Here is an 11,446-nt window from a genome sequence, read left to right on the forward strand (position 1 = left end):
GGCGCTACCCACGAATCCGCAGTTCGGAAGGGCCGCGGGTGGTGATGCCGGTACCACCGAGCAGACGCAGTTCGCGGCCGCGCTGCACGGCCGTGGAGCGATCGGTGGCGCCCAGCTTGGCGTAGATGTTGCGGATGTGGGTGTTGACGGTGTTGACCGAGACCGAGAGTTCCTGGGCGATCTCCGGTCGGGTGAGATTCGTCGGTAGGTAGCGCAGCAGTCGCAGTTCGGTGGGGCTGAGGCTTTCGGCGGGGCGGGCGGCGGCGCGGGACGGTGTGTCGCCGCGGACGGCGTCGAGGATATCGGCGATGAGTGCGGCATGTGCGGTGTCTTGGCGCGGCAGCGATTTCAGCAGTTCCCCGGCGCCGGTCAAGGCGAACGGCAGGATCAGTCGCTCCGGTTCGGCGAGTTCGAGCGCCCGTTCGAGGGCGGCGACGGCGGCGCGGTCATCCCCGAGTGCCCGGCCTGCGAGCGCGTCGAGCAGGTGGGCCTCGATACGGGTGAAGTCGTGGTTGACCTCGGCGGTGCCGTCGAGGACGTCGCGCAGCGCCCGTCGCGCGGCGGCCGGATCGTCGTCGGCCAGGTGGATCGCGGCGACGGCGGTGCGGATTTCGCCTGTCGCCGAACGCTTTTCGGTGATCGTGGCCAGCGTCGAGCGCGCCGCGGCGGGCATGCCGAGCCGGGCCTGGGTGGCCACGACGCAGCCCGCGACCCGCGCACCCAGCGCGTGTTCGCCGAACATGCCCGCCTCCACCTGTCCGGCGGCTTGGAATTCCGCGAGCGCGCGGCGCTGCTGCCCACGCGCGGCCGAGAGCATCCCGGCCGTCAGATGCAGCAGCAGCCGGATTCCCGGTTCGCTTCCGGCCTGGGTGGCCCGCCGCGCGCGGTCGAGCCAGCGCTGGCCCTCGTCGAATTCGCCGGTCCAGACCTGCACGCCCGCCAGCGTCGCCAGTGCCGGGGCGATGACCGGTTGGTCGTCCCAGCCGTGCCGGGCGGCCGAAGCCAGTGCGGCCCGGCATCGTTCGCGGGCCAGCGTGAACGACGCCCCGGTCGAGGAGAAGCCGAGCTGAGCGCGGCAGGCGACTTCCAGATAGGGGCGGCCGATCTCCTGGGCCAGCGCCGCACCCTCCAGCAGATGCCGTTCACTGTCGCGCAGGCGCAGCGACCAGGCTTCGGTCACACCGAGATTCAGCAGGGCGACCGCCCGCAGATCGTTGCCCAGCGCGACATCGGCGGTGGACGGACCGGTGATCGCCGAGAGCAGCGAACCCACCTGTTCGAAGACGCCGTCGAAATGTCCGTGCAGCCGGGCCAGCAGCAACTCCAGCGCGGTCACCGCCAGCTCCAGCCGATGGCGGCGCTGCGGCGGCGTCGTCGCCGCATGGGCCCGCACGATCCGCAGATGCGCGGCCGCCTGGTCCAGCCGCAGCTGGTCGAGGTCGGCGATCGCGTAGACGAGCGCCAACTCCGGGGCATCGGAGCCACATCCGTTCGGAAACGACCGCAGCAGTGCGCGAATGGTCCCCGCCTGACCGTCGAGGGTCAGGCTCAGCGCGTGATCGGTCAGCAGCCGCGCCGCCTCGGTCCACGCACCGGCGGCCTGCAGATGCCCGATGGCCTCGGCGATATGTCCGTGCCGCGCGAACCAGTGCGCGGCCCGGGTGTGCAGGATCGGAATCTGTCCGGGCAGGGTGCGGCGCAGCTCCAGGCGGAGCAGTCCGCTGAACAGGTGGTGGTATCGGAACCAGGTGCGCTGCGGATCGAGTGCGACGACGAAGGCGTTCGCATCCTCGAGTTCCAGCAGAATCCGTTCCGACCCGGGCGATTCGGTCAGCAGATCCGCCAGTTCACCGTTGACCCGGTCCAGCACCGAGGTGCGCAGCAGTAGGCGCTGCACGTCGGCGGGCTGCCGTTCGAGCATCTCGGCGATCAGATATTCCGCGACGGTCCGGTCGGTGCCGGAGAATTCGGCCACGAACCGCCCCGGATCGGGATGTTCGGCCAGCGACAGCGCGGCCAGCCGCAGTCCGGCCGCCCAGCCCTCGGTGCGTTCGTGCAGGAGCGCCGCCGCGTCCGCGGGCAGCGAGAGGCCGGATGCGGCGAGGAATTCGCGGGTCTCCGATTCGGTGAAACGCATATGGGCACTGCGTATCTCGGCCAACTCCCCCGCCAGACGCAGCTGCTGCAGGCGTAGCGGCGGATCGCGGCGGGCGGCGAGCACGGCATGGGCGTGGGGCGGCAGGTTCGTCAGCAGCGCGGTGAGCTGTTCGAAGGCGTCGGGCGCCTCGAGCTCGTGCAGATCGTCGATGACGAATACCACGGGGCCGTCGATCCCGGCGAGTTCGGCGAGCATCCTGTCCACCATCGCCCGCCCGTCGAAATTCGGTGTGGCGGTGGGAGTATCGGTCTCATCGACGGTTCCCGCGGCGGCGCGGACGGCGCCGAGCAGCCCGAGCCAGAACAGCTGGGTGTCGTGGTGGCGGGGAGGCACGGTGAGCGATGCGATGCGGCGGGTGCGGCCCGGACCCGCCGACCACGCGCGCAGCAGCGAGGTCTTGCCGCTGCCCGCGGGCGCCGAAATCATCGTGACCTTCCGCCCCGCGGCACGATCCAGCGTGGAGACGAGCGCCCGACGATCGATCAAGCCGGGCCGACCAGATCCGGAGTTACCGGCCATCGCGCCCTCCTGCAGGCCCAGCGTTCAGCTTAAACCGCGCCGGGCCGCCCGTGATTCGTTTTGCCCGGCGGCGTATTCCGGCGGCGGGGGTTGCCGAGTGCTTTGATAGATCTGTCATGAAGTGCTCCACCAGGCACGAAAGGCAACCCATGAACTCCCATACGACGATCTCGCCCCAGGAAGCCGCCGACCGCGTCGCCATCCGCGCACTGGTCGACGCCTACGCGCACTGCGCCGACCGCCGCGACGCCAAGGGGCAGCTCTCGCTGTTCACCCCCGACACCCATTTCCTGGTGTACATGGACGCCACCACCGCGGAACCGACCCAGGATCTGCACGGCCGCGACGCGCTCGTCCCGGTCTTCGACAATCTGAACACCTACGCCGCCACCACCCACTTCAACGGGCAGTCCACCATCGCCCTCGACGGCGATCGCGCGACCGGCGAAAGCTATTGCCTGGCCCATCATCTGTCCCTCGACGATGCCGGAGGGCGCACGCTGATGATCGCCGCCATCCGCTACCTCGACCAGTTCGTCAAACGCAACGGCGAATGGTTGTTCGCCGAGCGCCGCCTCATGGTCGACTGGACCGAAACCCGTTCCAGCACACCGTAATCGGCGAGCCGATCACCGGCGCTCGTTGCGGTGCAACGCCTTCGGGGTCAGGTCGGCGAGACTCGGATAGCCGTCGACGGCCATGATGAGGTCGGCCTCGGCCAGGATCGAGCGCAGCACGTGCACGATCCCGTCCTCGCCGCCGACCGCGAGACCGTACGCGTAGGGCCGCCCGACGCCGACGGCACTGGCGCCCAGCGCCAGGGCCTTGATCACGTCGGCGCCCGAGCGCACACCGGAATCGAACAACACCGGCAATCCGTCGGCGGCCTCGACGACGCCCGGCAGTGCGTCGAGGGCGGCCAGGCCGCCATTGGCTTGCCGGCCACCGTGATTGGAGCAGTACAGGCCGTCGACGCCATGGTCGCGGGCGCGGCGCGCGTCCTCGGAATGGCAGATGCCCTTGAGGATCAGCGGCAGTGTCGTCAGCGACCGCAGCCAGGTGAGGTCGTCCCAGGTCAACGGGTTACCGAACAGGCTCGCCCAGGTGAGTACCGCGGTCGCGGGATCCTCCTGCGGACTGCGCGCCAATCTCGACCGGAACACCGGATCGCTGAAGTAGTTGGCCAGGGCGTGCCCGCGCAGCTGCGGGAAGTTACCGGTCGCCAGATCGCGGGGTCGCCAACCGGTGATCCAGGTGTCCAGGGTGACGACGATGCCCCGATAGCCCGCGGCCTGCGCCCGATGAACGAGGCTTTCGGCGAGCTCACGGTCGGTGGGCGTGTAGAGCTGGAAGAATCCGAGTCCTTCGCCCAGTTCCGTACCGACCTGTTCGAGCGGATCGACCGACAGCGTCGAGGCCACCATCGGCACACCGAGCCGCCCGGCCGCCCGCGCGGTGGCCAGATCGCCGTGACCGTCCTGCGCGCACAGTCCGATCACCCCGATCGGCGCGAGGAATACCGGCGCGGGCCACCGGGTGCCGAACAGTTCCACCGACAGATCCCGTTCGGCAGCGCCGACGAGCATGCGCGGGAACAACCCCCACCCGGCGAAGGCGTCGACGTTGGCACGCTGGGTGAACTCATCGCCCGCCCCGCCCGCGACATAGGACCACACCGACGGCGGCAGGGCTCGCTCCGCGGCGGCCTCGAGGCCGGCGAAGGTGATCGGATACTTCGGGATCTCCCCGCGCAATCCATCGAGGTAGATCTCGTTCTGATACGTACCGTACGAGGGATGCACCCGGGACTCCTCTGCGTATGCGGACATTCAATACGCCAATGTATCGGATGCCGCATACCGTGGCCGTCAGATCCGGGAGCGGTTCAGGCCTTCTGATAGATCCGTTTGTCGCCGGTGATCTCCGTCAGACGGTAGGGGCTGCCGGTGTCCGGGTCGAGGACGTGGTCGATGCCGTATCGGGCGTCGTGCCCGGCGTGCAGGGCGCGGTACCGGCCGTAGGTCATGGCCGTGCGCGCGGCGATCCGGTCCCGATTCTCGGCGGTCCGCAGGTGCTGGCGATAGCCGGGACGGACGATGCCGCTGAAACACTCGCTGACACAACCGGATCCGTAGCTGAACAGGGCGACGGCCCGGTCGGTGAGGTCGGGCGCGTGATCGAGCAGCGAGAGCAGACCCAGATACAAAGAGGCGGTATAGCTGTTGCCGATGAGCCTGTTGTAGCGGGTGCTGTCGCGCAGCAGCCGCTCGATTCGCTCGGGCTCCCATTCCGCGCCGAGGGTGCCGAGCAGATTGCGGTGGGCCTTGCGGGCCATCGTGGTGAACGGCAGGTGGTAGCAGAATGCCGCGAACTCCTCGAGGGTCCGGCCGCCCCGCATCCGGTAGTCGGCCCAGGCGCGACCGGTAGCGGTGAGATAGGTGCGGACCGACAGCTCGCCGTCGACGATGGCCGTGCTGCGATGGTTGGGCCGCCAGAAGTCCATGACATCCTCGCAGTACAGGCCCGACGCCGAATCCAGTTGCAGGATCGCGGGATCCGCGGTGACGAGCATGGCCACGGCCGCGGCGCCCTGCGTGGGTTCGCCGGGCGAGTCGAGATCGTATCGGGCGATATCGCTGGTGATGATCAGTACCCGCTCGGCGGGATCGCGGGCGATCAGACCGGCGGCGAATTGCAGTGCGGCGGTGCCGGAATAGCATGCCTGCTTGAGCTCGACGAGACGAGTGGTCGAGGGCAGGTCGAGCAGCGGATGCAGATACAGGGCGGCGGCCTTGGACTGATCGACGGCGGTCTCCGTGGCGAGCAGGACGGTGCGCAGGTTGTCGGTACCGTGCCGTCGCAGGATCGGCGCCGCCGCCGCGGCGGCCATGGTGACGATGTCCTCATCCGCGGCCGGGACGCTCATGGCGTCCTGACCCAGTCCGACATGGTATTTGGCGGGATCGACGCCGCGGTGGCGGGCGAGGTCGTCGAGGTCCAGCACGTAATGCGCGGTGGCGAAGGCGATGTCGTGGATGCCGACCGATGGGATGCCGCTCATGGCGCAACTCCTCTGCTGGTGCCGGATCGTTCGATGCGGGTGTGCGCCCGCATGAGCTCACCGGGATTGGTCTGCGCCGCCAGCAGTGACAGTTCACCGCAGGCGACGGTCGCGGCGGCGATCACCGCGAGGCGGCGGGCGTTGTCCCCGGGGGCGCGGTGCTCGCGGCAGCCGAGGCGGGTGAGGTTGTCCTCGACGAAAGGGTGATGCTTACCGTTTCCGATGGTGCCGACGATGAGATTGGGCAGCGTGCAGGAGAAGTAGAGATCGCCGTCGCGATCCTCGGTATGGGTGATGCCCTGGGAACCTTCGACGATATTGGCGGCGTCCTGTCCGGTGGCGAGATAGAAGGCGAGCAGCATGTTGGCGTAATGGGCGTTGGCGGAACGGATTCCACCGGCGAGCAGGGTTCCGATGAGGTTCTTGCGAATGTTGAGCCGGGTGATCCGCGCGGCGGTGGTGTGCAAGCGCTCCTCGACCAGGAGCCGGGGCACGACCAGTTCGGTGATGACATTCTTGCCGCGGCCCAGGATGCCGTTGACCGCGGTGGCCTTCTTGTCGGTGCAGTAGTTCGCGGAGATCGACTCGTAGCGCAGGCCGGGCTCGGTGGCGAGGAGATGGTCGGTGAGCGATTGCGCCGCGAGGGTGGCCATATTGTGTCCCGCGGCGTCGCCGGTGGTGAATTCGAAACGGAGGAACAGCAGATTTCCCGCGATCTGATAGTGCAGATCGAGTAGCCGGGCGTATCCGCTGGACCGCGAGACGATCGATTGTAGTTGGGCGAGTTGATGTTTCAGGCGTGCGGCCACCGCATAGGCGGTGGCCGCGTCATCGGCCTCGAACAGAACCGATCGGGTCATCCGATCGTCGATGAGCGTGGCGACGATGCCGCGCTCGGTGGCCATGGTGATCCGCGCGCCGCGTCGCACCGACGGCCACAGGGGTGTCTCGTAGGTCGCCAGCGGCGCCTCGACATCCTCGTCGACGGTATTACCGCTGAGGCGGATGGGCCCGATCCATGCCATGGGCACCGCCGCGTGGGGTTCTGTCACGATTCGCTCCCGACGACGGTGGCCACGGTCCATACGGCTCCGGCGGCATGGAGCCGATCGCGTATTCGCCTGACCCCCTCGGGATCCGGGTCCGCGACCACGATGACGCATCCGCCCAGACCTCCCCCGGTCAGCTTCGCACCCAGGGCTCCCGCACCCATGGCCGCGTCGACGAGCCGATCCAGGGCCGGGGTGCTGACACCGAGATCGGCCAACAGCCGGTGACAGCGCAGGAAGGCCGCGCCGACTCCGGCGACCCGCCCGTCGGCCAGGTCGTCGATGATCGTCGCGATCAGTTCGTTCGCCTGGGCGAGCAGTCGGCATGCGCGGCGCGCGTCGGCGGACAGCACAGCCTGTACACGGTCCACCGCCTCCCGCGTTCCGGCCGGGGTCCCCGAGTCGGCGATCACCAAGGGCAACGCCGCACCGAGGCGGAGCGGCTCCACGGCTCCCCGGGTGAATCGGATCGGCGTGGCGGACAAGACGGTCCGCGCGTCGATTCCGCTGGCGCGACCGTGTGCGATCTGTTCCCCGGTCTGCACCGCCGCGTACAGCTCGTCCGGATCCATCACCCGGGACCGCAGATTCGCGACCGCGGTGACCACCGCGGCGGCGCACGCCGCGCTGAATCCCAATCCGCGCGCGGGTGGTATCGCGCTGCGCACCTCGACCTCGATCGGCGCATCGAGAGGGTGTTGCGACAGCGCTGTGGCGCGCACCGCGGCAACGATATTCGGCATCGCGCAGCGGCCCGGGGCCCGATCGTCGAGCAGCAGCCGCGTCGTGAGGACCGTAGGCTCGGTGTCGGGCGGATCGGGTGGCGAGGCGGCGGGGGATGCGAGCGATCGCGCCCGGGCATGGACACGCAGCCCCGGAATCGGTGCGGCCACGGCCGATGTGCCGTGCACGACGGTATGTTCACCGGCCAGGACGATCTTCGCATGCGCCGAGCCGTCACCGCGAAATCGCGGGGCGCCCAGGGAATCCGGGCTCATCGGATTCGGGTCGCAATCAGGCGCGCCGGATCACTGCCGAACGGTTTACCACTGACGACCCGAAAGGCGAGACCCAATTCACGCCCGATGGTGTCCATTCGCGCGACCGTCACCATATCCGCTCCTGTCGACAGTGCGCCCAGCGCGCACGCGCACCCGATGGTTCCAACAGTGATTGGACCGCCTCCCGCAGGACCGGCTCGACCAGCCGGTGCGCATCGGCCAGCAGGGTGTCGGCGGAGCCACGCTGGTCGCTCGACGTAACGGTCGTCGCCGACGCCATAGCGGGGCTCCCTCCACGAACTGTGGTGTTACGCAGTTGCATACGGTAGGGCGCGGGCATCCGGGCGCGGCCAAACCGTTGTGATGCAACGTTTCCGAGTGGCGACGGTGCCAACTGTGGTTGGCGGCGTCACCGGGCACCGGGTCTCCGATACCGAATCGAGATGTCGAATCGTCGCTGCCCGTGCGCGGCGGCTGCCATGCTTGGTGCTCAAAGCAACTCTGTGGTAACCCAGTTCGTCGGCGCGCGTATGCCCGGGCAGTCAGACTTTACGGATACAACCATGGATGTGTTGGGATCAGGCCGGCTCACCGTCGGCGAACAGCTGGAGATGAGACGGAGAAGGCGTGGGCTGTCGCGTAAGGTGGTCGCCGATCTGGTCGGCCGCAGCGCGGAATGGTTGCGATTGGTGGAATCGGGGCGCCGCAAGCTCGACAGTATCGAAGTGCTCACCCGGCTGGCCGACGTTCTCGCCATCGCGGATCCGACCGATCTGATCGACTGGCAGATCGCAGGCGACTCGCGGCTCGACACGCGCGGCGACGATCTGGACGATATGCGTCGCGCGATCATGGAACACCCGTGGACGTCCGCGGATTACGGTGTCACACAGGCGGACTGGACATTGAAGCGCTGCGATCAGGCCTGGTCGAGGTCCCGGCGCCGATTCTCGATCGTGGCGCGCGAACTTCCGCCCATCTTGTCCGCGTGTCGCGCCGCCCACGGCCATCTGCAGGATCGCCGATCCGGTGAATTGCTCGTCTACGCCAATCATCTCGCTCGCCGACTGCTGACCGCACGAGGAGAGCACAATCTGGCCGCCACGGTCGCCGACCGTTCGATGGCCGTCTCCGCCGCCCTGCGCGACTCGCTCCGAATGTCCGCCAGCGCATGGCATGTCGCTCAATCGCTGGCCGCACTGTGTTATACGCGCGAGAGCCACGACTACGCGCTCGCGGCGGCCCATCGGATCGGCGAGAAACCCCCCGCCGATATCGAGCGCGCCACGCTATGGGGTGCGCTTCATCTGCTCGGCGCCCGCTCGGCGGCCTCGGCGCGAGATATCTCCGAGGCCTTGCGATTGCTCGCCATCGCACAACATCTGGTGGACAACGGTATCGATCATCAGAAGTTCGGGATCGCCTTCGGCCCGATCGAACTCGGCATCGCGCGAGTGCGCATCGCACTCACACAACACGATCCGGAAAGAGCGATCCGATTGGCCGCCGCTCTCGACATACCCGAGCAGTATCCGGTCGGCTGCCGCAGCGAATATCACATCGACCTCGCCTGCGCCTATCTCGCCCGCGACGACGACGTCGCCGCCGCCTTCGCATTGTCCAAGGCCGCGAGCATCTCCCCGGAGGACATCCGCTACAACACCGCCGCGCACCGTTGCCTGCAATACCTGCTGCGCAACGATAATCACCTGATCCGCAGGGAGGTCGCGGCGATCGCCGCACTGGCCGAGGCCGATTGATCGCCACCGCACGACACATGACAACCGTCATGGATGGTTCGTGACGAACCATCCGGGCTTGCGCGGCGCGGTGGCCATAACTTGGAATTCGACCAAGAAGCTCCCAGTTCAGGAGATCGTGATGACCACCGCCACCGCCGCCGCGCCCACCATGGACCGAGGTGCCCTCGCCCGCAGGATGATTCGCGATATCGGGCTGCCGCTGGGCGGCTACTACGCGCTGCACGCACTCGGCGCGAGCACTCTGGTGGCGCTGAGCGCGGGCACCGTGCTGTCGGGGGCGGTCCTGCTGACCGAGATCGTGCGCAACCGCAAGATCGACCTGTTCGCGGGGGTGATGCTGGTGGGATTCCTGGTCGGACTCGGGCTCACCTTCCTGTCCGGCGACGCCCGGTTCATGCTCGCCAAGGATTCCGTCGGCACGAGTCTGATCGGGATCGCGTTCCTGGGCAGCGTCGTGATCGGCAAACCGCTGATCTACGTCGCCGCCCAGCGCGGACTGGCCGCATCCCCGGATCAGGCCGCCGCGTTCGAGGAGCGCTATCGAGCGCGGCCGGGCATGCGGCGGGCGTTCCGGCGGCTCAGCGTCATGTGGGGCGTGGGCCTGCTCGCCGAGTCCGCGCTGAAGGTGGCGCTGATCTACCAGCTGCCGGTCGACACCATGGTGTGGCTGTCGACGGTGCTGACCGTGGCCGCCATCGGCGGTCTCACGGCGCTCAACATCGCGCTCATCCGCCGGTGGCGCGCCGCCGCCGACCGGGCGACCATCTCGGCGTAACCGCTTGTGCCATAAGCCTGTTCGATCACCGCGAGGAAATCGCTCCAACTTTTGTTGCACGGAATTCGCAGACGCGTCTCTAGCATCGAAAGGCGTGATCATACCGCGAAAAGACCTAGCCGGAGGTTGGATCATGGTCTCATCCGCTGCACGGAAGCCCAGGAATCTCCAGGATGTCGACTTCGGATGCCCCTGGCCGTTGCGCATCAGCCCGCACTGTGCCGACGGTATCGAACACGCAATTGCCTGGATGAATCATCATGGCCTGGTCGATGACCCGCAACGCAACGCCGACGAATACCGCCGGTGGAAGTTGGGTGAGGTCGCCGCCTGGTTCTGGCCGGACGCCACCGCCGAGGGCCTCACGATCGGCGCCGACCTGATGGGATGGTACTTCGCCCCCTTCGACGACCTGTTCGACGGACAGATGGGCCGAGACCCCTTACTCGCGGGCCGGTTCACGCAAGATCTGATCTCGGTACTGGATCTCGACGGTGTCGATCCAGGGCCGTCGACGCATCCGGTGATCGCGGCGTTCGCCGATCTCTGGCAGCGCAGTTGCCGAGGTATGTCCGATCAGTGGCGCCAACGCGCCGGCCAGAATTGGCGTGGATACTTCCAGGCACAACTGGGCGAGGTCTTCGATCGACGGCACCGCAGGATCTTGGATGCGCCGACCTGTCTGCTGAGACGTGGAGTGAGCACGTCCACCGGGCCGATTATCGACCTGATCGAGCCGATCAGCGGATACGAAGTGCCCGACCTGATTTGGTACGCCCCGGTCCTGGTGGATCTGCGCCGGATCGTGGCCGACTACTTCGGCATGATCAATGATCTGGTCTCCGCGGATAAGGAACGCGGACATGGCGATGCGAACCTGCTCCTGATTCTGGAGGAACAGGAACAGTATTCGAGAGATGAGGCGCTGGGCGAGATGCACAGAATCTCCGATGAACGATTCGCGCGCTTCGCACGCCTCGAACAACTCGTCCCCGATCTCGACGACGCCCTGACTCCTCGGGAGCGCCACGCCGTGCGACGCCACGTACAGGGACTGAAGGACCTGATCGTCGGCAACAACGAGTACGAACACCAGTCCGGGCGCTACCGATAGCCGAGG

Annotated in this window: 10 protein-coding genes; 4 read left to right on the forward strand and 6 right to left on the reverse strand. The window is 67.7% G+C overall.

Features of this window, described 5'->3' with window-relative positions; all coding sequences use genetic code 11:
- Nucleotides 1–4: 4 nt before the first annotated feature.
- A complete protein-coding gene (locus ACIA76_RS00230; protein ID WP_397146682.1) occupies nt 5–2,677 on the reverse strand; it encodes a LuxR C-terminal-related transcriptional regulator in 2,673 nt (890 codons plus the stop codon).
- 149 nt (nt 2,678–2,826) lie between these two features.
- On the opposite strand from ACIA76_RS00230, the gene ACIA76_RS00235 reads away from it, so the two are divergent.
- On the forward strand, nt 2,827–3,294 hold the full coding sequence (locus ACIA76_RS00235) for a nuclear transport factor 2 family protein (RefSeq protein WP_397146684.1): 468 nt from the start codon (nt 2,827–2,829) through the stop codon (nt 3,292–3,294).
- Between the two features lie 12 nt (nt 3,295–3,306).
- Here ACIA76_RS00235 and ACIA76_RS00240 read toward each other — a convergent pair whose 3' ends face one another.
- The 5 genes from ACIA76_RS00240 to ACIA76_RS00260 form a co-directional block, all read right to left on the reverse strand.
- Complete coding sequence (locus ACIA76_RS00240; RefSeq protein WP_397146686.1) at nt 3,307–4,506, reverse strand: lactate 2-monooxygenase; 1,200 nt, start codon at nt 4,504–4,506, stop codon at nt 3,307–3,309.
- A 56-nt stretch (nt 4,507–4,562) separates the two neighbouring features.
- Nucleotides 4,563–5,738: a hydroxymethylglutaryl-CoA synthase gene (locus tag ACIA76_RS00245; RefSeq protein ID WP_397146688.1), complete on the reverse strand. Its 1,176-nt coding sequence runs from the start codon at nt 5,736–5,738 to the stop codon at nt 4,563–4,565.
- Complete coding sequence (locus ACIA76_RS00250) at nt 5,735–6,763, reverse strand: hydroxymethylglutaryl-CoA reductase (RefSeq protein ID WP_397147903.1); 1,029 nt, start codon at nt 6,761–6,763, stop codon at nt 5,735–5,737. The genes ACIA76_RS00245 and ACIA76_RS00250 overlap by 4 nt, the downstream gene beginning before the upstream one ends.
- Nucleotides 6,764–6,786: 23 nt before the next feature.
- Complete coding sequence (gene mvk / locus ACIA76_RS00255; protein WP_397146690.1) at nt 6,787–7,785, reverse strand: mevalonate kinase; 999 nt, start codon at nt 7,783–7,785, stop codon at nt 6,787–6,789.
- Between the two features lie 109 nt (nt 7,786–7,894).
- Nucleotides 7,895–8,068, reverse strand: coding sequence for a hypothetical protein (locus ACIA76_RS00260; protein WP_397146692.1), 174 nt, complete (start codon nt 8,066–8,068; stop codon nt 7,895–7,897).
- Nucleotides 8,069–8,351: 283 nt separating this feature from the next.
- On the opposite strand from ACIA76_RS00260, the gene ACIA76_RS00265 reads away from it, so the two are divergent.
- The 3 genes from ACIA76_RS00265 (at nt 8,352) to ACIA76_RS00275 (ending at nt 11,440) form a co-directional block, all read left to right on the forward strand.
- A complete protein-coding gene (locus ACIA76_RS00265) occupies nt 8,352–9,548 on the forward strand; it encodes a helix-turn-helix domain-containing protein (protein ID WP_397146694.1) in 1,197 nt (398 codons plus the stop codon).
- 40 nt (nt 9,549–9,588) lie between these two features.
- Entirely contained in the window at nt 9,589–10,326 is a 738-nt protein-coding gene (locus ACIA76_RS00270) for a VC0807 family protein (protein ID WP_397146696.1), read from the forward strand.
- 250 nt (nt 10,327–10,576) lie between these two features.
- A complete protein-coding gene (locus ACIA76_RS00275) occupies nt 10,577–11,440 on the forward strand; it encodes a hypothetical protein (RefSeq protein ID WP_397146698.1) in 864 nt (287 codons plus the stop codon).
- The last annotated feature ends 6 nt before the right edge of the window (nt 11,441–11,446 follow it).

This window comes from Nocardia sp. NPDC051570, assembly GCF_044454005.1.
Lineage (GTDB): Bacteria > Actinomycetota > Actinomycetes > Mycobacteriales > Mycobacteriaceae > Nocardia.